Origin of the sequence: Ornithinibacillus salinisoli (assembly GCF_042684965.1) — a bacterium.
In the GTDB taxonomy this organism is placed as follows: Bacteria; Bacillota; Bacilli; order Bacillales; family Amphibacillaceae; genus Ornithinibacillus; species Ornithinibacillus salinisoli.
Genome location: NZ_JBHUMI010000045.1, coordinates 19,551 through 44,949 on the forward strand (window position 1 = coordinate 19,551; position 25,399 = coordinate 44,949).

30 protein-coding genes are annotated in these 25,399 nt (G+C 34.0%); 12 read left to right on the forward strand and 18 right to left on the reverse strand.

The genetic code is table 11. From position 1 onward, the window contains the following. The first annotated feature begins 226 nt into the window (after positions 1–226). On the forward strand, positions 227–868 hold the full coding sequence (lepB, locus tag ACFSTA_RS20075) for a signal peptidase I (RefSeq protein WP_377558612.1): 642 nt from the start codon (positions 227–229) through the stop codon (positions 866–868). Positions 869–1,370: 502 nt separating this feature from the next. Then, on the forward strand, positions 1,371–1,619 hold the full coding sequence (locus ACFSTA_RS20080) for a hypothetical protein (protein ID WP_377558613.1): 249 nt from the start codon (positions 1,371–1,373) through the stop codon (positions 1,617–1,619). 439 nt (positions 1,620–2,058) lie between these two features. Here the strand turns inward: ACFSTA_RS20080 and ACFSTA_RS20085 are convergent, their stop codons facing one another. Continuing rightward, the gene (locus tag ACFSTA_RS20085; RefSeq protein WP_377558614.1) at positions 2,059–2,646 is read right to left on the reverse strand and encodes a zf-HC2 domain-containing protein; all 588 of its coding nucleotides are present in this window, start codon (positions 2,644–2,646) and stop codon (positions 2,059–2,061) included. Then, on the reverse strand, positions 2,643–3,146 hold the full coding sequence (locus ACFSTA_RS20090; protein ID WP_377558615.1) for an RNA polymerase sigma factor: 504 nt from the start codon (positions 3,144–3,146) through the stop codon (positions 2,643–2,645). Before ACFSTA_RS20090 ends, ACFSTA_RS20085 begins: the two co-directional genes overlap by 4 nt. A gap of 491 nt (positions 3,147–3,637) precedes the next feature. Here ACFSTA_RS20090 and ACFSTA_RS20095 point away from each other — a divergent pair, with 491 nt between their 5' ends. Together ACFSTA_RS20095 and ACFSTA_RS20100 are read left to right on the forward strand one after the other, a co-directional pair. Then, positions 3,638–4,138: an RNA polymerase sigma factor gene (locus tag ACFSTA_RS20095; protein ID WP_377558616.1), complete on the forward strand. Its 501-nt coding sequence runs from the start codon at positions 3,638–3,640 to the stop codon at positions 4,136–4,138. Continuing rightward, positions 4,131–5,030, forward strand: coding sequence for a hypothetical protein (locus tag ACFSTA_RS20100; protein ID WP_377558617.1), 900 nt, complete (start codon positions 4,131–4,133; stop codon positions 5,028–5,030). Before ACFSTA_RS20095 ends, ACFSTA_RS20100 begins: the two co-directional genes overlap by 8 nt. Before the next feature lie 317 nt (positions 5,031–5,347). Here ACFSTA_RS20100 and ACFSTA_RS20105 read toward each other — a convergent pair whose 3' ends face one another. The 4 genes from ACFSTA_RS20105 to ACFSTA_RS20120 all read right to left on the reverse strand — a co-directional run bounded on the left by ACFSTA_RS20105 (position 5,348) and on the right by ACFSTA_RS20120 (position 8,880). After that, positions 5,348–6,001 (reverse strand): hypothetical protein, encoded by a 654-nt coding sequence (locus ACFSTA_RS20105; RefSeq protein WP_377558618.1) that lies wholly within the window; start codon positions 5,999–6,001, stop codon positions 5,348–5,350. A gap of 430 nt (positions 6,002–6,431) precedes the next feature. Beyond that, a complete protein-coding gene (locus ACFSTA_RS20110; protein WP_377558619.1) occupies positions 6,432–6,719 on the reverse strand; it encodes a hypothetical protein in 288 nt (95 codons plus the stop codon). Between the two features lie 205 nt (positions 6,720–6,924). After that, on the reverse strand, positions 6,925–7,641 hold the full coding sequence (locus tag ACFSTA_RS20115; RefSeq protein WP_377558620.1) for a sulfite exporter TauE/SafE family protein: 717 nt from the start codon (positions 7,639–7,641) through the stop codon (positions 6,925–6,927). Between the two features lie 270 nt (positions 7,642–7,911). Beyond that, the gene (locus tag ACFSTA_RS20120; RefSeq protein WP_377558621.1) at positions 7,912–8,880 is read right to left on the reverse strand and encodes an NAD(P)-dependent alcohol dehydrogenase; all 969 of its coding nucleotides are present in this window, start codon (positions 8,878–8,880) and stop codon (positions 7,912–7,914) included. Positions 8,881–9,145: 265 nt separating this feature from the next. Between ACFSTA_RS20120 and ACFSTA_RS20125 the strand changes: the two genes are divergently transcribed. Next, positions 9,146–9,874 carry a DUF4386 domain-containing protein gene (locus ACFSTA_RS20125; RefSeq protein WP_377558622.1) on the forward strand — a complete coding sequence of 243 codons (729 nt, stop codon included), beginning with the start codon at positions 9,146–9,148 and terminating at the stop codon, positions 9,872–9,874. Here ACFSTA_RS20125 and ACFSTA_RS20130 read toward each other — a convergent pair. Both ACFSTA_RS20130 and ACFSTA_RS20135 read right to left on the reverse strand, forming a co-directional pair. Then, positions 9,871–10,455, reverse strand: a complete 585-nt coding sequence (locus ACFSTA_RS20130) for a Crp/Fnr family transcriptional regulator (RefSeq protein ID WP_377558623.1) — start codon at positions 10,453–10,455, stop codon at positions 9,871–9,873. The two genes, ACFSTA_RS20125 and ACFSTA_RS20130, sit on opposite strands and share 4 nt — an antisense overlap. 577 nt (positions 10,456–11,032) lie before the next feature. Further along, positions 11,033–11,917: a manganese catalase family protein gene (locus ACFSTA_RS20135; RefSeq protein WP_377558670.1), complete on the reverse strand. Its 885-nt coding sequence runs from the start codon at positions 11,915–11,917 to the stop codon at positions 11,033–11,035. Positions 11,918–12,353: 436 nt separating this feature from the next. Between ACFSTA_RS20135 and ACFSTA_RS20140 the strand changes: the two genes are divergently transcribed. Continuing rightward, entirely contained in the window at positions 12,354–12,953 is a 600-nt protein-coding gene (locus tag ACFSTA_RS20140; protein WP_377558624.1) for a CBO0543 family protein, read from the forward strand. Positions 12,954–13,287: 334 nt separating this feature from the next. Here ACFSTA_RS20140 and ACFSTA_RS20145 read toward each other — a convergent pair whose 3' ends face one another. Continuing rightward, the gene (locus tag ACFSTA_RS20145) at positions 13,288–13,452 is read right to left on the reverse strand and encodes a hypothetical protein (protein WP_377558625.1); all 165 of its coding nucleotides are present in this window, start codon (positions 13,450–13,452) and stop codon (positions 13,288–13,290) included. Between the two features lie 216 nt (positions 13,453–13,668). Here ACFSTA_RS20145 and ACFSTA_RS20150 point away from each other — a divergent pair, with 216 nt between their 5' ends. The 3 genes from ACFSTA_RS20150 to ACFSTA_RS20160 are packed head-to-tail and all read left to right on the forward strand — an operon-like array spanning position 13,669 to position 14,932. Further along, positions 13,669–14,088, forward strand: a complete 420-nt coding sequence (locus tag ACFSTA_RS20150; RefSeq protein ID WP_377558626.1) for a MarR family winged helix-turn-helix transcriptional regulator — start codon at positions 13,669–13,671, stop codon at positions 14,086–14,088. Positions 14,089–14,106: 18 nt separating this feature from the next. After that, positions 14,107–14,499, forward strand: a complete 393-nt coding sequence (locus ACFSTA_RS20155) for a rhodanese-like domain-containing protein (RefSeq protein ID WP_377558627.1) — start codon at positions 14,107–14,109, stop codon at positions 14,497–14,499. 4 nt (positions 14,500–14,503) lie between these two features. Beyond that, positions 14,504–14,932: an EVE domain-containing protein gene (locus tag ACFSTA_RS20160; RefSeq protein WP_377558628.1), complete on the forward strand. Its 429-nt coding sequence runs from the start codon at positions 14,504–14,506 to the stop codon at positions 14,930–14,932. Positions 14,933–15,041: 109 nt separating this feature from the next. On the opposite strand, the gene ACFSTA_RS20165 is transcribed toward ACFSTA_RS20160, so the two are convergent. From ACFSTA_RS20165 to ACFSTA_RS20180, 4 genes are all read right to left on the reverse strand, one after another. Then, positions 15,042–15,773: an ABC transporter permease gene (locus ACFSTA_RS20165; RefSeq protein ID WP_377558629.1), complete on the reverse strand. Its 732-nt coding sequence runs from the start codon at positions 15,771–15,773 to the stop codon at positions 15,042–15,044. Continuing rightward, positions 15,773–16,708 carry an ABC transporter ATP-binding protein gene (locus ACFSTA_RS20170; protein WP_377558630.1) on the reverse strand — a complete coding sequence of 312 codons (936 nt, stop codon included), beginning with the start codon at positions 16,706–16,708 and terminating at the stop codon, positions 15,773–15,775. The genes ACFSTA_RS20165 and ACFSTA_RS20170 overlap by 1 nt, the downstream gene beginning before the upstream one ends. Further along, positions 16,708–17,442 (reverse strand): MerR family transcriptional regulator, encoded by a 735-nt coding sequence (locus ACFSTA_RS20175; protein WP_377558631.1) that lies wholly within the window; start codon positions 17,440–17,442, stop codon positions 16,708–16,710. The genes ACFSTA_RS20170 and ACFSTA_RS20175 overlap by 1 nt, the downstream gene beginning before the upstream one ends. 392 nt (positions 17,443–17,834) lie before the next feature. Further along, on the reverse strand, positions 17,835–18,422 hold the full coding sequence (locus ACFSTA_RS20180; protein WP_377558632.1) for an NAD(P)H-dependent oxidoreductase: 588 nt from the start codon (positions 18,420–18,422) through the stop codon (positions 17,835–17,837). A 120-nt stretch (positions 18,423–18,542) separates the two neighbouring features. On the opposite strand from ACFSTA_RS20180, the gene ACFSTA_RS20185 reads away from it, so the two are divergent. Next, entirely contained in the window at positions 18,543–18,974 is a 432-nt protein-coding gene (locus ACFSTA_RS20185) for a MarR family winged helix-turn-helix transcriptional regulator (RefSeq protein ID WP_377558633.1), read from the forward strand. A gap of 163 nt (positions 18,975–19,137) precedes the next feature. On the opposite strand, the gene ACFSTA_RS20190 is transcribed toward ACFSTA_RS20185, so the two are convergent. Both ACFSTA_RS20190 and ACFSTA_RS20195 read right to left on the reverse strand, forming a co-directional pair. Beyond that, complete coding sequence (locus ACFSTA_RS20190) at positions 19,138–19,965, reverse strand: CPBP family intramembrane glutamic endopeptidase (protein WP_377558634.1); 828 nt, start codon at positions 19,963–19,965, stop codon at positions 19,138–19,140. Positions 19,966–20,071: 106 nt separating this feature from the next. Further along, on the reverse strand, positions 20,072–20,866 hold the full coding sequence (locus ACFSTA_RS20195) for a MerR family transcriptional regulator (RefSeq protein ID WP_377558635.1): 795 nt from the start codon (positions 20,864–20,866) through the stop codon (positions 20,072–20,074). A gap of 487 nt (positions 20,867–21,353) precedes the next feature. On the opposite strand from ACFSTA_RS20195, the gene ACFSTA_RS20200 reads away from it, so the two are divergent. Further along, a complete protein-coding gene (locus tag ACFSTA_RS20200) occupies positions 21,354–21,893 on the forward strand; it encodes a PadR family transcriptional regulator (RefSeq protein ID WP_377558636.1) in 540 nt (179 codons plus the stop codon). Positions 21,894–21,908: 15 nt separating this feature from the next. Continuing rightward, a complete protein-coding gene (locus ACFSTA_RS20205; RefSeq protein WP_377558637.1) occupies positions 21,909–22,385 on the forward strand; it encodes a DUF4188 domain-containing protein in 477 nt (158 codons plus the stop codon). A 143-nt stretch (positions 22,386–22,528) separates the two neighbouring features. Here ACFSTA_RS20205 and ACFSTA_RS20210 read toward each other — a convergent pair whose 3' ends face one another. From ACFSTA_RS20210 to ACFSTA_RS20220, 3 genes are all read right to left on the reverse strand, one after another. Next, complete coding sequence (locus ACFSTA_RS20210) at positions 22,529–23,113, reverse strand: bifunctional transcriptional activator/DNA repair enzyme AdaA (protein ID WP_377558638.1); 585 nt, start codon at positions 23,111–23,113, stop codon at positions 22,529–22,531. After that, positions 23,097–24,383, reverse strand: coding sequence for an APC family permease (locus ACFSTA_RS20215; protein ID WP_377558639.1), 1,287 nt, complete (start codon positions 24,381–24,383; stop codon positions 23,097–23,099). Before ACFSTA_RS20215 ends, ACFSTA_RS20210 begins: the two co-directional genes overlap by 17 nt. A gap of 253 nt (positions 24,384–24,636) precedes the next feature. Beyond that, positions 24,637–25,074 (reverse strand): VOC family protein, encoded by a 438-nt coding sequence (locus ACFSTA_RS20220; RefSeq protein ID WP_377558640.1) that lies wholly within the window; start codon positions 25,072–25,074, stop codon positions 24,637–24,639. Positions 25,075–25,399 lie beyond the last annotated feature (325 nt).

Genomic DNA, 25,399 nt, shown 5'->3' on the forward strand with positions numbered 1-25,399 from the left:
TAGCATCCTTAATAGCGTCTGGACAATAGATATTGTCGCCGTTTGATTAGGGGTGCTATTTTAGTTTCTTATTGGTATGTCAAATGATGAATCACATTAAAAAAATCAAGGTTTGATACCATTTTATGTTAAAGTATAGTTAAAGATTTCGAATATTAAGTTCTTCAAATAACAAGCAGGATTGGTGAATAATGTAAAATTTAATATGTTTAGGAGGTATGTGATATTGAAAAAATGGCTGGTTTGTTTTCCCTTTTTGTTTGTATTGTTCGGATGTCAATCCATAACTGATAACAGTACACCAGAAGAACCGAAACAAATTGATGATGTATCTTCTTATCTAGTGGTTGAACACCTATCGGACAGTATGGATAGAGGTAATCATGAATATGAGGGAACTATCGTAATCAATGAAGGCTTTTACAAAGAGAATTCTTTTCAAAGGGGAGAAGTTGTTTACTATAAAACTCCTGAACTAAATGAAGAATACTCAAACGCAACGCCTTCCGAATATAACATCGCAAGAATAATAGCACTACCAGGTGAATCAATTAAAATAAAAGATGGTCAAGTGTTCATTGATAATAAGAAATTAGATACGTTTTATGGCAAGTCTTTAAGGTCAGGTTTAACCAAGGAAGAATTCCTAGATGTTGCAAAAAAGTTCTTAGACGTTACGGGAACAAAAGATAATGCTTATAATACAGAATTTTATGAGGAATATTTCTCAAGAAATATGGAAGAATTTAAACTCTCTAATAACCAATTATTCGTTTTAGGAGATAATGGTCCACGAAGTATCGATAGCACAATTTTTGGACCTATCGATACTGATGAAATTGGTGGGAAGGTAGTAGGAATAAAATAATAACCGTTCTTCCACTAACGAGGGCAATAGGTTAAGAGGAGCAACGCATATTCTTCATTTACCCACCTAAATAGGGAGTGAATAAATCTAATACGATGAGATAAACTGAAGGGCTTTAAGTTATTACTCTATTCTGCTATTAAATTCTTTAATTGTTGGGGCGTAATTTCTTTTATTTTTATGTATCCAAAGTGATTAATTAGCAACTTTGATTGTAGGTTATAGGCATTTAATGTTTGAGCAGAATATCCTTAAATCTTTCTATCTGCCTTATAAGATTTTGCTGCTTCGGATAAAAACAATTCGTTCACTCCTAAATTATTTTATCAACATCATTTCCAAATAGCTGAATAAAATAATTTTTATAACAATTCGTGTGGACCCAATGGAAGTTAATGTTAAAATTTAGTTATGATTTTCAGCTAAAGGGCAGTAATGTGAAACAAGAGAATTGGACTTTCGTAGTTAACTTAATGCGGTAAAGAAAGGCGGCTTGACCTAAATGTATTGGAAATTAAGAATACCTTTGATACTAGGGATTATAGGAGTTATATCGGGGATTATCCAAAAGATTCCAAACCTCTTTCTCGTGAATACTTCTTCCTTTATTAGGAGTGCTGTTTTTATTGGTTTAATTGGCATCATTTTTACTATTTTAGAGAAAACAGATGTGAATGAAAAAAAGGTTCATTTTACAATAGGTGTTGGGATAATACTTTTTGGCATTATTTTTGATTATCTAATGGCATAGTTTACTTATTGCGCTAGGGGCGTCAATTCAAGAAAGGATAACGTTATTTTTGTAGAATTTATTATATTGTTGTGCACAGACAAGCTTACAGTAGACCAATTGGTTAATTCGTGTCAATTAGAAGGTTTTTATTGTAACGAGAAATCGAAAATTTATTGGAGCTTATTTAATTAGCGATTCCATTAACGGGGGTTAAATTAAATAACTAACATGCTACAATAAAATCAAAAAACTTGAGGATTGAAAATTTCCTCAAGCTTTTTTGCTATTTGCATTGTTTAGTATGTGGATAGTTCATATGGCAATTTAACCTGCTATTTTGGAAATCGTTATCCACGAAAGCTGAGAAAATATGATCAAAAAAATGTATTGTCTGTCATAGAGCTTCCGTTAGAAAACGTTGTACCCGTTTCACGATGAAGTCCAACGTTCCTTTATCTTATTTACTAAATAGCTTCATTCCAGAGATGAAAGTAATAATTGCAAGTAGTGCTAAACGCAACCATGCCATATAAAGCCAGAAGTCACCACCATATACAGCCACTGGAGAGGCACCAAAATCATCAACATATATCGCGATGTTCCAAAACACCTTTAAAGAGATGACTAAAGAAATGAAACTCAAAACAAAGATTACTATGTTAAGTCCTCTTTTTTCAAAATTTACTTCTTTCCTAGTTTTTACTAAGAAAACCAGCAAACCAATCAATAAGACCACTGACACTAAAGCAATATTAAAGAACATCAAGGATACACCGACCCCAACAAGAACACCAATTAAAATAGCCATGAACTTCATTTTATTTATTCTGCGTTTGATCCCTTTCATTAGCTTCTGGTCATTTATATCCGTATCAACATCTAGTAGATCATTATTAGGTAAATCTCTTTCAACATTATTAAGATAATTCATGCAGTCTTCACAAGAATTAAGATGCTCCTTAATATATTGATTACTATCTTCACTAGTAAGATTTTCTACATACATAGGGATTAAGTCTCTTATCATATCACAATTTTTCCTCATGCCTCTTCACCTCCATAAATAATTGAAGACAGTTTATTTTTCGCTCTATAAAAATTAACCCTGGCCCATGTATCAGACTGATTAAATATTTCTCCAATTTCTTTAAAACTCAATTCGTTATAGAAACGCAAAATAATTATTTCTTGTTGTGGTTGTTTTAGCTTTTTTAAAGCATGTAACACATAAATCGATTCTTCTTTTTTTTCGTAAATAACCTCTGGAGTTTCCTTATTTAAAATTTCATTTTCAAATGTATCTGTATCAGTTACCCATTCAACTTTCTTATTTTTCTTCAAATAACTATAATAAGTAAATTTGGCAATTTGAAATAGCCAAGTAGAAATTTTACTACGTCCCTTAAAACGATGAATGGTTTTAAAGGCTTGAAAAAATGTTTCTTGTGTCAATTCCTCAGCAATGAATTTGTCTCCAGATAAATAGAATAAATATTTATAAATCTGTTTTTCGTATTTGATGTATAACTGTTTAAACTCATCCAATTATTTAACTCCTTTCGTAGGCCTTCATTATGTAAGTGTCTAAATTAAATAAAATGTTACATTATTTTGTGGAAATTTATAGTTCCTACCCTTCAAGTTATTTTATCCTGGTTTCGTTGAATACCAAAACTTATCACTTGTGATCTAAAGGAAAAAACTTGGCCATGAGTCAATAGAAACTACTATGATGTATACGCATGTATTTGATGATGAACTAAAAGATGGTAGATCGGCAGAAAGTTTAATGATATAGCAATTCATTGTTAATCTATACATGTGGGAATAAGAACCTTGGAAAAAGATTTATTTAACGGTTTCTTTTATAAGTAATTTAATAGATAATGGTTTCTGCAATATAATTGATGAGTTCTTAAGATTTAGTTAAAAAATGATTGTTTTAAATTCAGTATGGAAGAAATATTAAATGATTCATTCTATATTTGTAAACTTTTTTTGGATTTAAACGTCTTTTTAACACAGGGGGAGGGACAATGAAAGAGAAAATAAAAAACGAGGAACTGAACAGGGAACTTAATATAGTCTTCCGATTCTTAATTAAGAAAGGTGTACCGTACAGAGACGCTGAAGATGTAGTTCAAGAAACAGCATACAAATATCTAAGTTTTACCGATTCTATACAATCTTCTAAAGTTCGTAGTTGGTTAATTCGAGTAGCCCTAAATTATTACTATGATCAATGTCGAAAAAATAAAAGATACATTTTTAATTACGAGGAAAAGATGATTGAGGATAAATCTATGGATTTGCCAGAACTTATTATACTAGCACAAGAGCGCACAGAGGAATTTTACAAGTTGCTATCTAAGATGAAGCCACTTTTTTCGGAACTCCTTCTTTTAAAGTACGAGTCAGATTTATCATATATTGAAATATCTAAACTATTGGGAATAAGCCAGAGCTCCGTTAAGATGAATTTATTCCGGGCTAGAAAAAAATATATAAAGTTGTATGAGGAGGCTAATTATGACTGATAAAAACGGTCCTGAACAAAACTCAGACAAAGACTTCGTAAGCAGTTCTGCATTCCAAAAATCGATCAATAAAACAAGAAGAAAACAATTTATTTTATACATACTTATTTCTCTCATTACTATAACTGTTAGTATGATAGTAATTTTTAGTGGAAGTAGGTATCTTATCGATAAAAAAATCCAAAAGGAAGATAGAAAGTTAACCGAGTTATACATCGAATCAAATATAGGGGCAGGTATTCTTGAATACAGCACTATGTATGAACATGACTTATTTAGTTCAACAAGTAAAACAACCTTTTACAAAAAAATTGGCGATAGAAAAATCGTTTGGGACATTGTAACTAAAAAGTATCCGATATTTGGAAACGTAGAAACTACGGATCTCGGAAGCGGAAGGGTTGAGTTAAATCATTTTAATGAAGAAGCAAATAGAGTAATCCGATATAATCAACTGAATAATGAACGATTCATTGATTTCTATGATCCAAGTACTGAATATAGTTATCTACCTCAGGAGCTAGATATAGCAACTGGATTAGAGAGTGAAAATAAATTAATAGAGGTTGCGCTTTCTTTTTATGAACCAATGGAATTGGGTCAACTAGGCGAGGTATTAGGATATGAAAATGTAGATTGGTTATGGGAACATTCACCATTACAAAAACAGGATCAATCTCCAAACCTAGAAAAAGATACAAATAAAGTTATTAATGCACAAAATGCTAAAGGATTCCCGGTTTCGGAACGGAGTCCTTACTTTGAAAATTCATTTATAGATTCAAAAATTATTGGTGCGATAATTAGCGGAACACCAAAAGAATTAGAGAGGTTTCAGGAATTAGATATTATAAGGGCTTCTGTAATAGGTGTAACAATTGATAAATATTAAGTGCATATTATTATAGTTAACTAGGAGGGATATTATGAAAGATATGGAGGGTATAAAAATTGAAGTTGTTCATGAAGGGATGCTTCTAAAGGGTTAATGGTAAAACAAAAATTATTAATGCTAATAAGTATGCAGTTTATATAACAAAGCCGCAATTGAGGTATTATTCATAGATAACTTAGCAACTGAAAACGAACCTCCTTCCTATTATATCCTTTTACGAGCATCCAGAGTGCTTATTATTGAACTTTAGAATCAAAACCACCAGTGTGAGCTGGTGGTTTTCTCTGTGACTGATAAAAATTCTTTGAAGTTTTTTATTCTTCAGCTATTTCTTTCGCCTCAACAAAATTTTCTATATTAGTTAATGCTTTCCTAAACGGTACTTTTGCTTCGATATTAGGTACTATCCCTTTAGCTTTATTCAAGTAACCGATTGTTTCATCTAACCAATCTGAAAAAGGCGGGTATTCCTCAGCATAGACTTTTGCTTGATCCAGTTGTTCGAGTGCTTCTTCTATATATCGGCTTATAGCATTAACATCTTCCCAATCATGAATTTCTTCGTTATATGTCGAGTGAATTAATCCAACGATTACCGGTATATATTGTTCTTTGGTTGGCTCAGCAGGACCAATGTTAGGATCATATGCTACAGCAAATCCCATTCCGTTTTTGAACAAGTCGTACCCATTATCATAGTAAACTGTAGTCTTATCCTCTTTTACAACTCCATTTGTTGGAAATTTATAATCTTGAATTTGTCTAATAATTTTTATATATTCGCCAGTCAATTTCTCTGTATCTTTCTCTTTTTCTGTTATAATCTCGTCAATAATGTCTTCACTTTCCTTTGGCTTTTCTTTTTCAGCGTATACTTCTCGGTTTCCGTTTCCTTGATTGCCCGAAAATAAATAAACTGCGACAATGAATATCAAAAAGCCACCAATTAATGCATATACTTTTTTCATTACTAAACTCCTTCTTTTATATTCTTTCATAATATCATTTTAGCTATCTCTCTTCAATTTAATTTTCTAATTATTAAAAATTATCAACATAACCTTAATATACACATGTGTGTATATGTAATTGATAACCTTTATTCAATCTTCGCTACTAATACTTGAGATTAAATTACCAGGTGATTTATAAGTTTATTGGATTAAAATCGTTCCACTAACGCTTCAAAAGCCAGGTTTTCCATCCTTTCCAAATATAACCCTTCTACGGAAAGCGTAAAATTGATGTGGTACCATCTGAAGGCTAATTTGCGTGAAATGAATAAGGATAGGGACTTGAGAAAAGCACATCATCCGATTATCAAAGCACGTTAACCGGAACTATTTTTCGGTTATTCTTGACTAGTTATATCCCAGCCTTGTATATAAAAAAAACACCTCAATGAGATGTCTTACTTTGATCTTCATCAATTTTGTATTCATGGTTATATACATATTCTATAAAATTGTTAAACTGATCATCATAAACATACTTAAATGACCATTTAAACATATTATTCATCAACTTATAATACCAATTAGAAGGTATTAGTGATACCTCTACTGTAAACACAGTACCTTCATCATGTTCAGTAAGTGTATATTCAGTCTTACTTATACCTTCTTTAGTTTCTGTTTCTAACGAACTACAGGGACAGGCACCACGGTCCAAATGTTTATAGATCACTGATTGGACCGGTGAACCTGTCCCTCAGGTCTTTCATTACATTATTTTGTGGAAAATTAAATAGGGGATAGGATTTCCCTACCCCCATCAAAGGATTAGTATGTTGAGCATCTTTTTAAAAGAGCGTTGCATTAGTGTTGCACTTCTTAACATTTTAGGCAGTTACACAGCGATAATTGACCTGTAATTCCGTCACATTAATGCATCATCTCAAACTCTCTACTAGCAAAAGGAATCCTGTAAATAATAAAATCACATATGTAAAAATACGAAAAACATTTTGGTTAATCCACTTAAATAACAACTGTCCCAAAAATAAACCTAACAATACTATCGGTAAAGCCAATCCACTTGAAATCCATATAGTCTGATTCGTTCCTGCAAAAATCACCTGGACAATTAAACTAATAAAGTAAATCCACAAATAAAAAGCAAGTGTAGTACCTCTTAATTTTGCTTTTTGAGTATCTGTTCCAGAAAAGTATAATAATAATGGTGGACCGGGCATACCTATACTTGTTGTGAGTGAACCTGACAGTCCACCTACAAACAAGTCTCTCTTCTGATTTTGGCTAATTCGAAACTTAAGAATAAGCATGATTGTTAAGATTAATACAATAAGACTTACTCCAAACTTTAATCTATTTATATCCATTAACAAGAAGACAGCAATACCTATTGGTAAACCCGTCGCACTTCCTATTACAAGTCTTTTAAGGATTCCAAAATCAATATCATTTCTAATTTTCATTATTAATGCAATAGATATAACAAGAGATAAAACTAAATTTATTTGAATTGCCTCAGTTGGTTCAAAAAGTAAAAGAAGAAAAGGAGTAGCCAAAATGGAAAAACCAAACCCTGTACTTGTTTGAAGTATGGAAGCAACTAAGATAATTATAATAAATTGTAATACCTCCATAAGACACCCTCTTTCCAAAAAAACAGAATTTACTGTTCTCCATAATATTCCCTAAGAATTAATCAACTCTGTAATAAAGACAAAAAAATATGGATACCATTAGTAAACAGTATCCCTTCTACCTTATTTTAACATTTCATTAAATAATCGACTATCCCTACCTAAATCAAATTGATACAGTTTCCCATAGTATTAAATAATAGAAGTATCGGATAATATATTTAATAGTCCAGGGAAATATATCTTATTATAAAATTCAAATAAACCTATCTAAACAGTAATTACTATTTTCCCTTGAGAGTGACCTTCTCCAAAATAGTTGAAACTCTCAGGAACTTCATCCAACTTATATCTTCTATCAATAACAGGCTTCACTTTTCCTGCTTCAATAAGTTCTTTCATGAATACTAAATCTTCTTGGTTGGGCCGTTGTAATAGATTAACTATTTTCTTGTTGCCAGTCATGGAGAGCAAAGGCCCAAATATCATAGCCTCCGTCATTTGACTGCCGGAGCCCCCAATCATGACATACTTTCCTTTGGGCTTCAGGGCACGCTTATACGCTAAAATTGGTTGATATCCATTTATAGCTAGTATAAGATCATATTTTTTGGGGTTTTCAGTAAATTTCTCATTCGTATAATCAATAATATAATCTGCTCCAATGGAACGTAGAATGTCTATATTTCTAGTACTACAAACACCAGTCACCTCAGCACCAAAGGATTTGGCAATTTGTACTGCAAAAGTCCCCACTCCTCCAGATGCTCCATGAATCAAGACCTGTTGTCCCGATTGAATTTCTCCTTTATCTCGTATACCCTGTAAGGCAGTGACCCCTGCCATCGGTACACTAGCAGCTTCTTCGTACGAAATATTAGTCGGCTTTTGCGCCAATGCGGTTTCAGGAACAGAAACATACTCCGCAAAAGCTCCCCAACCACTACTGGCTAGATCACCATATACCTCATCACCTGGTTGAAATTGCGTCACATTCCGACCGACAGCTTCCACTTTTCCTGCAACATCACCACCTGGTATGGAATGTTTAGGCTTTAATAGACCAAAAGCAAACCGGGCTAAGAAAGGTTTTCCTTTCAATAGTACTAAGTTGCCATAATTGATAGATGAAGCATGTACTTTTACTAGTACTTGATTATCCTTAGGTATCGGTTTATCCACCTCTTTCAATTCAAAAACATCTGGTGTTCCGTATCTTCCATACGTTATTGCTCGCACACAAATTCCTCCTCAAATAACTAACATTTATTTGTAGAACTCATTCTCTAGTACACCCGAGTAATTCAGGTTTAACAAAAAAATTGGTTCCAACAGAATTCCAACGTTTTCAGAAACCATTTACAACAACCAGTGTACAAAACTAGACCTTATGTATTTGTTATATCACTGTTTTTTTCCTAGCTCATTGATTTAAGTCAATGAACGGATACATCGCTCCTTGTATAATCAAATAAATTCAAATAATTAAGGGAGGATTATAAATATGTTAGTTCCTAATAATAAATTAACGGATCAGAGAAAAATCGCAGTGATCACAGGTATATCACTACTCATCATGGCAATTGCTGCGTCTTTCTCTGCTGGTTTTGTCCATGAAAGTATCTTGGTGGAGGGTGATGCAAACGCTACACTTAACAACATGATGACATCACAAACTCTTTTCAAAGTCGGAATCTTTGGATGGCTCATTATCTTACTAACAGATATAGTGGTTGCTTGGGGGTTCTATATTTTTCTAAAGCCTTTTAACAAATATCTTTCGTTGCTCGGTGCTTGGTTCCGTCTTATCTATACAAGTATTTTAGCAATTGCCATACTAAATTTAATCGTTGTGTTGTTACTTACGAAAAGCACAGACTATATATCGTTATTGAGTAATGAGCAACTTGCACTAATTGTGATGCTATTATTAAACGCTTTTAACGCAATTTGGAATATGGGCTTGATTATTTTTGGTGGGCATTTACTGATTGTAGGTTATATAGCTTTCACATCTTCCAATTTGCCTAAAATTATAAGTATCTTGTTATTAGTTGCTTCTTTTGGATATATTGTCATTCATCTATGTATTACATTTCTACCACAATATGAAAGAATCATTACAATATTAGAGAATGTATTTACTTTGCCTATGATTGTTGGAGAATTAGGCTTTGGGATATGGTTATTATTCAAAGGAGGAAAATCACTAAGTGACGAAATATCTGCTTAATTAATTTCTTTGTGTACTCGCTTTTTAATTCTGCTTAAAGACTCTGGAGTCATCCCAAGATAACTTGCGAGTTGATGCTGAGGAACCCGATTGATTAAATGAGGTCTTTTCATTTTTAGTGATTTATAACGTTCTTCTGGTGTAGACCCGATAAATGCTGCGAAGTCGTCTTGTACTTGACCAAAGATTTCCTCCATCATTTTGCGTGTCATTGCTTCCAACTGATTATATTGATTGTACATTTTTTCTTCCGTATCAAGGTCACCTACAACCAAAATCGAGTCTTCAAGACATGTGTAGGTGTACGATGATAATTTATCTAGCTTATCATGATTAAAAATTGTTATGGCCTGCTCTTCTGTATAGAAGTTAGAAGTAACCTCTTTTCCCATTTCGTCAATAGCATACTGCCTTATGCATCCCTTCAATACAAAATAACATTTCTTAGGGACATCTCCTTGTCTATGGAGGATTGTTCCTTTTTTATATTCCTTAATCGTTAATTCGTCTATAATCCTACGTTGTTCCTCTTCATTAAGTGATGTGTATTTAGTCATATACTTCATCAAGACACTTTTCATTTCTTTATTCACCTCAATTATTGTTTAACCTTATTTGCATTATCACTCTCTTAATCCTATTCAGCACAATGAAATAATTTTCATTAATTTTTTTGTTTATTAGCTAAACAAACTTCATACATCCTAACTTTCATTAACAATCTAACATCTGTTTTTGTTTTTCTGTCCTCTGATTGAATATATAAAATGTCGATTTTAATTTACATCGTATCTATCTTCTTATAAAACTACTTACTATAATTATAACATTTTATGTATTCATTAAATGATAAAGTATGATATAAAACAGCAAAATAAACTACAATAATAGAGTACTAGATCATATAGGTTTTAGTGATAGCCTCTACATTAAACATAGCTTTATCTTATTGGCTTCCTATCACCTTCTTTAGTTTCTATTTCCAATGTAACCGGTGCTTTAAGGTTCTAGATTTTTATCTGGTTTTCATGAAGAAGAAGCTAATATGTTAAATATCAAAACTCCCCTTTAGACAAGTTATTTCTAAAGGGGTAAAACGGTTTAACATTTTTTAAGTCGCACTAAATAAACTTTTCTTTTTAATTCAACTTATGATTTTTATTGAAGTGGTTGATTGTTGTTGTGAGCAGGATCCATCTTTCCTGATCCGCGTTCTATTCTCAAATCTAATGGCGGGGTTCCATGAATAAATTTAGGTCCTGGCTGCAATTGTGGCTTTTGTCCCATTGCTTTTGGATTTTGAATATATTCAAAGTTAGCCTGGCCATCTAGAGTTGGTCCATTTGCCCATCTTCCTGTTTTGCTTTCCTCTCCCTCAGAAAAATTCATGAAAGAATAAGAAACTTCTTGTTTTTCAAATTCTTGGTTAAACGTACTTGGTACAATTGCTCCTTGAGTTTGCTCTAACTCTTCTATAGCTGCCATCCACTGATTTTGATGCATGGTATCTCGAGCAATTAAGAAAGAAAGCATGTCTCTTACTCCAGGGTCTGTTGTCATTTCATATAGCCTGCATACTTGAAGTCTCCCTTGAGACTCGGCATTGAGATTTGCTCTGAAATCTGCAAGTAAATTTCCACTAGCAATAGTATAGCGTGCAGTCCAAGGGTATCCTACACTGTCGTTAGGTTGTGCTCCTAGTCCATTTACAATTGCATGCTGAGGATTCATTCCACCTAGAACAGCTTCAACCGCTGGGTCTTTAGCTCCTTGTTCCTGGTCATGGACAGGTGCACCATCCAACAATTGAGCAATCATGGTTGCAATCATTTCCACATGAGCAATTTCTTCTGTTGCAATGTCAAGTATCATATCACGATACTTTCCTTCTGCACGACAATTCCATCCTTGAAAAAGATATTGCATCATGACAGACATTTCGCCATATTGCCCGCCTAATATTTCTTGTAACTTTTTTGCATATACAGGATCTGGTTGACTTGGCTTTGCATCATATTGAAGTTCTTTAACGTGATAAAACATACGAGATACTTCCTCCTTATAGTTATAAGTCTTCAGGTTAATTTGTGACGATACATCATAAATATTAGATGTAATATTATCCATACGTAATTTGAAGATTGCATCCTTTACTTTAAGTGCATTATCCACAAATATTATTCTTTTGCACTAGCGTTGTATAAAGTTTCAAAGCAAAAGTCAAGCAATTTACTTATTTAAAAATTAAAATAATGGACATTTTATAATTTCACGACTGTCTTCTAAAGACTCACGAAAGAAGGTTTCGCCACTTTCTAAGGTACCTTAATTTGATTTATAACATGACCTCCTAATGCATCAGAATACCTCTAGTTCTATGTATCTATCCCATTTTTCGGGGTATCCTGACTCTATAATAAAAGTAAATAATATTACAGATAATATCAGTATTAATTATACATAAAGAAAAGGTGATAGAATGTTCAAGAACTATATAAATATTGGTTTTAATGTTGAGTCAATTATTTACATTTTCGGATTTTTGATTGGTTTGATTTTTCTCATTTACTTTTTGAGATTAAATTGGAAAAAATATGGTATCTTATTTATCTTATCTGCTTTAGTTGGTAACATACTTTGCTACATCTTTGTTAAGTTGAATTTCTATTCATTTCCATATGTGTTATTCCCGAAAATACTAGTTATGCCCTTAACTACAATTACATTAACTTTTCCAATAATGGTTCTGTTAGCAGTACGTTATAGCCCTGACCACTGGGGATGGAAAATCCCCTTTTATTCTACAATCGTTCATGTAGGTATGTTTTGGGAAACGTGGGCATTAACAAATACAAGGATAATCGAATATAATTTTAAATGGGATTTTTGGGATTCTTATACTTGGTGGTGGATATTTTTCTTGCTCTTTGAATGGATTGGAGGAAGTATAATACCTAATAATTTTAGAAAACCTATTAATATTGAGTTTTTAAAGTTTGGTAAACTAGGTTGGGCAATTATTCACTTTATATTAATTGTGACAGTTTTTCTTGGGGGTTACTATTTAGGCTCTTTTTAAATAGAGCAATAATAAAATAAAGAGGGCAACAGTCCAATGGGAAGGTTAGATGCACAAGAAATACTAAGTTAGAAGGAGTGTTTTATGGACAGTATAGGGTTTGGAATCAATAAAAAAAGTATTTCATTTGACCATATAACCAATCGTAGTTGAACTAAAAGGTGATTTGTAATACATCATAAGTCTGTCGGAAAACAGTCGGGAGCTATCAAATCGACATCATCCCTGTAAATCCGTGAAGAATAGGGATATTGTCTTTTGTGTAAATCTCTTCAACATGTTTAAATGTTTTTTTGAGGTTTTTAATGCAAATTCGAGATACTCTTTTATTTTGTCATCTTTCATACTTGAAGGTGATGTTCAAAGATACAATAAAACAAACCAAATAATTAGCATATAAGTTACCTAATTCTGATGAATTTAACTTTTGATTTTGTTGATGTTCTTTCACTAGTTTCTTTACTTCTTTATCGTGATAAGATGATGTTTTTATTTTCAATGTTACGCCTCCTAAAAATGAAGAAATTTCATGAGTAGTAATTGATGAATAGCTTTATTTTATTACATAACGAACTTCTATTAGCCGACTTCCACATCATTAAAACTTTTATTAATTGGGAACTGACACCTTTTTAGTACTTAGATACTTGCCTTCCGGATATTAATCAGTTAAACTGATTATATATTAAGCTGATAATTGAGGAGGTGAGTTTTATTGAACAAATTAAGTCAATCTTATGGATTCTTGTTTGGAAAAGTTCTACAACAAATGGAAAATAAGTTTGCAGAAACACTAACCCCATTTAATATCGATGCTAGACAATATGGAGTACTTTTATTTATTATGGAAAATCCTTACTCATCACAAAAAGACATCTCTGAAAGGCTGCAAATAGATCGGACAACTATGGTGAGTCATGTCGATCATTTAGAAACATTAGGCTTTGTTGAGAGAACTAAAAATCCAAACGACCGAAGAGCCTACAGCCTTATGATCACCGAAAAAGGTAATAATGTATTGGAAACTTGCTGGGGGTTATTAACAAATACAGAATCAGAAGTTTTATCCCCTTTAAACAAACAAGAAAAGCATATACTGAAGGACATACTTATAAAAATTTGGAGTTCACTTTAGATACCAGGAGGTAATGATATGAATGCACTTGAATATTTTAATGCACGTCTAAATGCAACAATAAGTCCCATGGATTATTTAAGATCTATGAAAATGAATCCTGAGAAATATTTCTTATTGGATGTAAGAAACGGTCCTAAAAATTTAAGAAATATTATAATTAAGGATGCTAATGTTATACCAGAACAAGAATTAAAAAATCATTTAGATGAGATACCAAAAGATAAAGAAATTATTGTTTATTGCTGGGATGTCTGGTGCAATACTGCTGCCAAAGTAGCAAAATTTTTATTGGAGAATGGTTATAATGTAAAAGAGTTAACCGGGGGTATTACGGCATGGAAAGAAATGAACTTTCCTGTTTCAAAATCAACCTATAATGATAATGTAACTAATAATTGTGGGTGTTGATTCAATGCAAAAATGTACAAGATATTGGATTGGTGTTGCTTCTCGTGACCATGTAATGAAGGGAGTCCATGGTGGATTTGCTCAACTTTGTCATGGAAAAGAGGGGCCGTTAAAAAAGATGAATACTGGTGATTGGATCATTTATTATTCTTCAAAGGAAGGTTATTCGGAAACTACTCCGCTTCGAAAGTTTACTGCTTTAGGGAAAGTTCTCGATGATAATATTTTTCAGTTTGATATGGGAAATGGTTTCTTACCTTTCAGAAGAAATATAGATTTTATAAGTTGTACTCAAACACCCATTCATCCACTCATCCCACACCTCTCTTTCATTAAAAATAAGAAGAGTTGGGGTTATCCTTTTCGATACGGACATTTAGAAATAAGTGAAGAAGATTTTAAACTAATTACAGTAAAGATGGTGGAAGTTTAAAAGGAGATTAGAAAGTCCTAATCTCCTTTTAACTTATTAAACCTTCTGTTCTACCACTATTCATGATGCGGTTTACAACACCATGTGAATTCGTGTTTTACAATACATTTCACTTCTTATTCAAGATAAAAATAGCACCACCATAGCCCAATATGCACCATATTAATAGATTAATATAATTATCTAGACTAGCATCGAAAGTAGACGCTGCTAAGGAGGCACGCATAACCTCAGCCATCGAATAAATGGGCAATACTTCATGAAGTGCTTGAAGCCATTCTGGAAGTCGATCCATTGGGAAGTTTATTGGTGAAAACATAAGTGCTCCAAATACAATTACTTGAGAAATGCCAAGTGATGCTGTTGGTGATAATAGATAGGAAAATCCGTATCCAACACCTATAGATGTTAATGCAATCATGAATAGAGCTGGTACTACAGTCCAAGAGATATCGTATCCGGGACTAAACATAAGATGTGCAACAATAGAGGAAACGACAATACCTGGGACGGTAATTAATAACCATAGGGTTGTATCGGCTCCAAGAATAACGGAACGCTTAACTGGCCATGTTCGCATGAATTCCATATATCCATCTGATTTTGCAGTACCGATTTGTTGAGGCAAGATAACCAATCCTGTAAAAATCAAAATAATAGTAGGCGCTCCTGTTGCTAAAAAAAGAATCGTATTCGTATCTGGATTGGGAATCAAATAGGTAAATCCGATAACAATTCCTACTGATATCAATATTTGAATCAACGCCATAAATATTAAAAAGCCTGAGTTTCTAAGAAATTGCAATTGAAAAACATACTTGTAATGGCTTAATATACTCATTACGATGCCACCACCCTTTTAGACGTTAATTCAATATAAGCATCCTCAATGGTAGTTGGAGACAAGGAATAGTCTATAATAAGACCTCTATCCATTTGATCTTTTGCCCACTCTATTGTAGATGGTACCTTCGAAGGATCCATGGAGAAAACGAAACGGGATCCGTTCTGATGAGAGGAAAGTGCCCAGTTAGGAATCTCTATATCTACTAACTCTTTTGCCAAACTAAGCTCCATACGCATCTGATCACTTACTGAGCTTTTTATTTCTGAAGGGGTCCCTTGGGCTATAAATTGCCCTCGATTTATGATAGCTACACGATCAACCGCCTTTTCAGCTTCTACCACATTATGCGTTACTAAAATAACGGACGTACCGTCATTTGTTAAATCACGGATCACCTGCCATAGATAGCGCCTACGAACTGGATCAACATCATTTGTAGGTTCATCAAGAATAACTAATTTACCCGGAGCAATCACCGCCATACAAAAAGCTGTCAATCGTTTCGCACCTCCTGAAAGCTTCTCACCTTCCGTATTTGCCCACTCGCCCATATCCAACGCCTCAAAAAGCATTTCTAGCCGCTTCGGATTATAATTTTTCCCCGCACGCATTTTACCAATAAGGGTAACGGCTTGCTTAGGTGTAAGAAAACCCAAAGGTACTTGGGATTGTGGCTGTACGGAACAAATAGATCGCGCACGAGTAGGTGACTGAATTACCGATTCGCCTAGTAAGTGGATGTCACCACGATCAGGTGTTAATAGTCCTAATATCTGATTGACTAAAGTCGTTTTCCCAGCACCGTTCTGTCCAAGTAGCCCAAATATTTCTCCTTCATCTATCGTAAATGTAACATTGTCATTGGCAATTTTCTTAGACTTACCTCTACCAGAGAAAACCTTCGTAACGTCTTTTACATGGAGAACCATTATTTCAACTCCTCCTTTGCCATAAATACACGTTCAATGAAATGGATGACATCTTTATCCATAGGGTAAAAAGCAATACCATCCTTTAAATTTTGTAGCGCTTCCCACATATCTCCAAGTAATTCTTCATCATCTCCAAACATATTTTTCACTTGGCTTAACCACCTTTCAACTAATTGTTGCGCCTTTACTGAACTTGGATCAATTTCGAGGTTATTCTTGATATCACTAATAACCCTCATCCATCCCTTGATGTCTTCCTCACTCATTTGTTGTGGATTCATGTCCATAATTTTTTCCATTTCTTCGCTGTTTAGGTAATCTTCATATTGTTGTAAGACATCCCCAGGATCTTGTTGATACAATTGGATAATGCTAAAAATGATTGGCCAATTAATTTCTCCTTCAAATTCAATGGAATACGATACACCTAGAAGAGCTTGTTCTAACATCTTTAATCGTTCCTGTTCCCGCTTTACCATTTCTAACTGTTGTTGGATCGATTGCTGCCAGGTCGAAGTTGAATTTTTCAATATATCTTTAATTTGTTCCAGTGTGAATCCCATATATTTTAATGCTAAAACACGTTCTAACCGCATTAAATCGTCTTCATTGTATAAACGGTGACCACCACTTGTTTTTGATGAGGGTTTGATCAAATCAATTTCATCATAATAATCTAACGTCCTCACTGTTACCCCAGTGTTTTTAGATAATTTCCCTATCGTGTACATTTCTTCACCCCTTTTGTATTTCCTTAAGTATAAAACAACACGTAACGTGTGGTTCAATAGAAAATTTAAAAAATATTTAGCACGACAAAAAAAGAGTTGATCATATTTTATAATTGATACGATCACCCTTGTTCAAAAAGTTCTAATGATATTTTTTATCGATTCTTATTCTGTTACCAGTTTAGGTGAATTTTAACCCTACTTAATGATACTGGGCTAAGTCCTAGGAAGGAGGCAAGGTGATATTTGGGGATGCGACTCTCAAAATCCGGGAAATCTTCTATCACCAACCCTCGCCATAGAGCTTTCGTTTCTACTGTAAAACATAAAGACTATATGCGTATTTTGGAACGATTCACTGTGACATATCTAAATGGAGGTATCGCGTTATCTTAGAGGACTAATCTTTTAAAATAATTATAAATCTTATCTAGTTTTTTCATTTGTTTTCCCCTTGGACTTTCCATATTCCCAAATTCAAAGAATTTCACTTTCTTAATTCCCACAAAATTAAATAAGGCTCTTTTCATAAGAGTTTTATGTGCATTATTTAACCAAATAAGTGGATAGTGAGTAGGACCCTTCATAGTAGATACACATACAACAGACTTTCCTTTCAATAGCCCATCCGGAAAGAGTCCCTTCTTATCCTTATAGGCGAAATTGGAAGCAAATAATTGATCGATATATCCCAAAAGCATCGCGGGAGGTCTTCCCCACCAAATGGGGTAGATAAATACTATTTTATCTGCCCATGTAATTTGTTGTCTATACTTTTCAATATCAGGATCAGTATGCATATCACGTCTTCGTTTTTGCTCGTTAAACACTAGAAGTGGGTTAAATCCCTCATCATATAAATCTAAAATCTGTAACTCTTTAATATTGGAATTTTGTTTACTGCCTTTGATAACGTTTTGTAAAAATGCATAATTTAAACTATTATGATTGGGATAAGTATAAATGATTAACATTTTCATAAATCAAGCACCCCTTAATTATCATTTGATAACTAAATTGTACCACCTCGATAATTAATTATCAAATGATAATTGTATTTTGATAAATACTTTGATATCTTTTCTTTAAGAGGTGAGAATATGGACAAAAAAGAACTTTTTTACAAACTCGTATCATTTACAACTTCTGTTCATCGTGTGAAAAATGAATTAACGAAAAACGCAAAGCCTAATTCAATATCGCAAGTTCAATATAACATTCTTGAATTTATTACTGTTAGTCAACCCGTGACTCCTAGTGAAATTAACGATTGTCAAAATATGTCTATGTCAAATACTAGTCGCGAGCTTAGCAAGCTAAGTGAGAAAAAATTAATTGAAAAGATAAGTGATCGTAAAGACCGTCGAAAACAATATATTTATCTATCGGAGGAAGGGAAAGCTGTAATGAACGAAGCATTTGCTACAATCGAAACCCGTTTTCTAGATCGAATACAAACTGCTTCTAACGAAGATTTAGAGGATATTAACCGAGCATTCGATACTCTTCAGAAAAAATTATTTCATCCTTAAGCATCGATTTTAGTTTTACATAACAATTAACTTTCAATCGATGAAGTTCAATGATGTATAAAGACAGCTCTGAGAATATTACAAAGGGGAAAAGCATTTTAATTTCATGAGGTGAAAAATTTTCTGATTGATATAAAATTCCGCTAAACCCCTATACAATTAATTATTTCTTAATACCACTTGAATTCCATATGCTTTTTTGGTATAGAATTTTCTTAGGGTTTATAACAACTAATATCATTGCGACAACAAAATAAGAAAACATAACATAGACAACTATGTCTAACAAATCTCCTTTAATCATCACAAGAGAAAAATTAAATACTTGGTGACTTACAATCGGTATCACTAGGTTCTTATTTAGATTGTAGAACATGGTCACAATAATTGAATAAGATAAAATTCCAACCATAAAAAACACAATATACTTGATTAAATTCACACCAGTATAACCCGAGGCAAACCATAGTGGAGTGTGCCAAAACCCCCATAAGACACCTACGATTAGAGCTGATCTTAATGGAGAGAACTGCTTTTGAAGTTGATTCAATGCAAATCCTCTCCAACCTAACTCTTCACCTAAAGGTCCCCTTACTAAATTATCTATAAAAGCAATGATCAATAGCCCCAGACCTGTAAATGATAATGCTAATTTTGGAGCATCGTTTGTCATTGAGAGCAGAAATATAGTCACAGCGATGATTATAATTTGAATGATTACTACGGTGCTAAGAACAGAATACCTAAGTCTCGGAGCAAATTGCTTTATTACAAAATCCTTTAGCTTTAACCCCGGATAGATCTTTTTATATAAAATTACAAAAGCAAAGGTTGATGACCATGCAGAGATAATTTGTAAAATGTTCGTTATACTCTCTGGAACACCTAACAGCATACCTAAACCGATCACCATAAAAAACACAAAAAATATTACATAACTTACAGTAACAAAGTATAACAACGATCTCTTTAATGTTTTATTCTCTTTCATAATTTACCACTCCTCTAAAATAAATCATTCGTAATGGAAAAAGTTTCATTTACTAATGAGTTTATTTTAAACCTGTGGCTTACCCCCAGCTCAATACTTTTTCAATTTATTTTATGGGGGAATACATTTCTAAAAAAACACGCTCAAGACCATCTTCATACATTGTCAATAATATGTTTATGTAAGCTATACCTACTAATTCATATCCTTTTTCTTGTGCTATTTTTAACAGCCTTTCTCCTACTTCATGATCAATACTCTTCCCGCCATCTACCGCTCTACCATTTTCTACAACTGTATAAATACACTTTGGGTAAGCATGGACCTCACCTTTAAGATTTTTGTCAGTATCTTCTACTTTTGTAACAATTATAAATTTATCATCTTTAATCCCTTCTCTATCAAAACGTATGACACGTCTTGCACTCGTTAGAGTAACAGCCTTCTTTAAATTTTCTGTGCTATTTCTTAAAATTTCATATTCATTGTACGCCGTATAATCAGTTATTTCGCCTTTTACTTCTAATGGCTTCATCTCTTTAACCGTAAACTTCCCTAAGTGTTCTTTAATTTTGGAACAGTCCTCTTTCACCGATCTTATCTGCTTCAAAAGCAGTTTTTTGTATTCAAGTTCCTCAAGTATTTTCTCTTCTTTCTCCTCTAATACATATTCCAAATCATCTATATTCTTACTTTTTCTGATCTCCTGGATTTTCTTAATCTCAATATCTAGTTCTCTATAAAAATTTATTGTTACAACATCATGAATATCAAATTGATTATATTTTCTATAACCATTTTGATCATCATACTTTGGTTTGACCAATTCCTTCTCCTCATAATACTTTAATGTATCTCTGGAAACACCTAAAAAACTTGCTACTTGACCGATGGTGTACATCATTCATCCCCCCTACAATTGGAATTAAACTTTATACCTAATTATATAATCATTAAACACTTCTGACTCTCCCGGACTATAGTTAGAAACCACTTTCTTGTGTCATTCTAGGGGACAATTCTGTCGTCCCCTAACCCTAGATTGTCCATATCCTTCAGCGAAAACTACAATTCTTTGAATCGTCAAGTAACCTTCGCTGTATCCTTCATACTAACGCCATGCCGAGATAGTCCAAAGATATTTACACGTCTGAGTAGTTAAGAAAGTGAAACGTATCGCCTCTATCTTCATATTATCCCTCCTACCGTCATCCTAAGGACTGTACACTGATTTTGCAATTTTAGGCACTGCCTTAACCCTTCCTCTCATTTCCGAAAATATTTTACAATAATTTTTCAGATTTTTTCAACATTCCCTCTTCCATTCTGCAATTCTTTCCTGTATTATATATCTAAATGATATATAGCATAAAGATAGGGTGGTCCACATGACAAAGTACAATAATACAACCTACGCGATACTTGGAATTCTAACGACCGGCTGCAAATCAGGTTATACCATTAAGCAGCTGATGGATCGAAGCCTTAACCACTTTTGGAAAATCAGTTATGGTCAGATCTATCCTACGTTGAAACTGCTCGTCGAAAATGAACTGGCCACTGTTAAGACTACCTCGCAGGATGGAAAGCCGGACAGAAAGGAATATGAACTCACCGATAAGGGAGCCGAAACCTTGAAAAGCTGGCTTAACCAACCTATTGAACAGATTCCGGTGGAACGAAATGAAGTGCTACTGAAGCTATTTTTTGGCAGATATCAATCGGAGGAACAAACCTACCTTCAGCTTGAAGACTACAAACAAAAGCTGGAGGAACGCCTGCAAACATACACTGCCATCGAACAATCAATTAGGACACATCATGATAATGATCCCGACGCGCGATACTGGTTATTTACACTAGATTATGGAAAACGAACCACATTGGCTGCGATTGACTGGTGCCAGGCAACGATGGAAGCCATCTAAAAGGAGGAAGCTAAAATGAGCAAAGCGATCTTTAACGGAAGGTTTACAACGGAAAATGAGGAAGACCTGGTAGTATTTATCATTGGGATGCGAATCAACAAGCGGCGAGCCATTCACAAATGGCTGCCCGTATTTAACGCCATGCCGCCCATGATAAAAGAGCTTTATACCAAGAAAGAAGAACTTGGATTTTTGTCGATGGAGAGCTTTATCGGACTCCGGACAACGGTCATGATTCAATACTGGCGCTCTACCGAGGATTTACTTGCCTATGCCAAGGGTGAAAAGCATTTAAAGGCCTGGAAGAACTTCAACCAAAAGATCGGCAATAGCGATGCGGTTGGTATCTACCATGAAACCTACGAGGTTCAGAAAGGGCGTTATGAATCCATCTACGGAAACATGCCACAGTACGGACTGGCAAATGCCATGAAACATATTCCGATCAATCCAAAGCGGAGATCGGCAAGAAAACGACTGACATCAGTTTAGGCCATAATGTAACCACACATCATGCATACAAATAACCCCAACACATACGATTAGAATAAAAAATTGTATGTTTTGGGGTATTTTAATAATTTTCTTATTCAACAAAAGCGCCCACCTGTGGAAGGAATAAGAATTCAATTTTCTTATTCAGTTGTTGTTTCTACATAATTAGCTTGAAATTGACTCGGTGTAAGTCCAGTGCTGCGTTTAAACGCATTATAAAAGCTGGAAATGCTTATATAGCCTACTTGATAACCAACTTCAGTACTATTCAAGGTAGTTGTGAGAAGAAGCTCTTTCGCCTGCTCGATTCTAGCCTTTTCCAAAAACATACGTGGCGTATACCCAGTCCTGTCCTTAAAGAGTCGATTCAAATAAAAAGGGCTGACACCTACATCTGATGCTATATCAATTAGATGAATGTTTTTCCTGTAATTATTTTCTATAATTCTCTTCGTATCCTCTATTATCGATTCGAGAGGGTCATATTTTTTTATTTTTAGATCGGGGCGGCATCTTTTACAGGGGCGATATCCTGCTTTTTGGGCATTGGCAGCATCAAAAAAATAGGATACATTTTTATACTTTGGGGTTTTTGACTTACAAGATGGCCGACAAAAAATCCCTGTTGTCTTTATCGCATAAAAAAACTTCCCATCATATTCAGGGTTACATGTAACTGTTGCTTCCCACATGGTGTCCTTCGAGATCTTATTTTGATCCAACATTAGATTTCACCACTTCCTTATAGGAAAAAATCCTCTTAACAAAAAACATATAAATCACATATATAGCCACGACAATTAACGGGGTTAAAATGTACAATTGAAAAAATGGAATCACAAATAAACATAAAATTAAAGATACTAACGATGCCCACCAATCCAGCTTATTCTTCTTAAACAATTTAACACCTGCCGCCATCGAAAAAATGTAGACTAATATTCCGAGGGAAGTCGGTATAAACAAAATATCGTTAAATGTCAGTGATAGGGCCACAGTTACTAGAATACCTGCTATCGCAAAAAAGATAACAAATAAAACCATCCGTCTAGGAATTTGCGTCGTTTTATCCATTATTGAAAAAGCTTTTGGAAAAGCACCATCTCTACTTAACGAATACCCTAGTTGAATGAGACTAGCTACAAATGCATTCACTGTTCCTGTACATATGATTAACGCTAATACAGCCGTAACAACTTTAGCACCTATTCCCATTGTATCTTCCATTATAACACCAATAGGAGATAGGTTACTTTCTATACTTCCATAGGTTGCTGTTCCAATAGTGACAAGGCTTAGCGCCAAGAATAATATGCCAATTACAATTGCACTAACAATTGTACCTTTTACAATATCTTTTTCCGGCCTTTTAAAGTTATTCGCCAGACTACAAATCGCCTCCCAACCGAAAAAAGACCAAAATATAATAGTTATAGCACTTCCAACAGAAAACCATCCATTCGGAGCAAATGGGATGAAATTATTCCATTGTATATTTGGTAACGATACAAATATAGTTAACAATAAAAGAACCAGTAAACAAGTACTTAAAATCAACGCGACGTTACCACTGACAGTTACACCATAAAAATTTGAAACTCCTGCGATCACCAAAATGAGGATGGCAATTAGAGTAGTTTCAACATGTGAAAATCCAAATGCTTTACTAACATAAAAAGCACCAGTCAAGGATACAATCGTTTGTCCGACTGCTGCTGTTACAAAATAAAACCAGCCGACAATATTACCAAGATGATATCCAAAAGAAATTCTAACAAAGGTTGCAGTTCCACCCGCATCAGGATATTTTCGAGCTAAACTCGCAAACGTGTAAGCAAGTGGAAAACTTATTAGAATCACTATTAGCCACGATATGATGGAAGCAGGACCAGCAATTGATGCCGTAACCCCTGACACAAACAGCACGCCTGATCCCAGAACAGCTGCAATATATAACGCAATTCCTTGAAATAATCCAATAGATTTATTGTCCATACTCCTCTCACCCCTTTTTCTATATTTAGCGTACCAAGGAAGAGGTGAGATTTCTTCCTGTTTTTTGCGGTTAAATTCTTTAATAACATAATTAAAATATTTTTTTCATGTGAAAATATTTATTCCACATAATGACTCTTAAAAGGAAAAAGCACTACCCTTATCCAAGGATAGCACCCATTTCTGGAACATCTATTAACTAGTATTAACTGGTATTGTTAAACTACTTTGATTACAAGTTACCCTACTATGTTTATTTAATTTGCTCTGCCAACTCTAAAATAATTCCCTCTGGGCCACGTATATAGCATAACTTATAAGCGTTTTCATAGTTTTGTATTTCACCAATAAGCTCTGCGCCTTTATTTTTCAATTTGGAAACAAGGGCTTCAATATCTTCAACAGCGAATGCAATATGCCGGATACCCAAAGTATTTGCCAAAGGATGCTGTATGCCATTCTCATCTGATGGCTTGTGAAATTTTACTAGTTCTATATCCGCTTCACCATCTGGCGTTCGCAACATTACAACTTCCTCTTTCACGTCTTGCAGCCCTATTATCCGCTCTACCCACTCTCCTTCCACTTCTCCTTCCCCCAGCATTTCAAGCCCAAGTTCAAGAAAAAACGCTTTCGCCGCAGGAAGATCATTGACGATTATACCCACATGATCTATTCGATGTATCTTCATATCCCACACCTCCTATGTTCCTAAGTTTATTTCAAATGTCTCCTAAAGATTTCTTCTCGATTGCTTAATAGGTAGTATTCTTTTTATTCAACACCTTGATCCTTATATGCGTTATTGTCGCTTTTCCAGTTGGAGCTAAAGTTGCTGAATGGATTTTTATTCATTACCCTTTCTCCCTTCATTTGTACTACCCTTCCATAATAAAGCTTTTATTTTTTCTTGAGTAACTACTTCGACAACACTTTACACATTCCCTGCTTCGTTCATTATTTGATCATGTTGAAAAGGACACAATTCTTAGAAAAGAATTGCGCCTGATGATTGA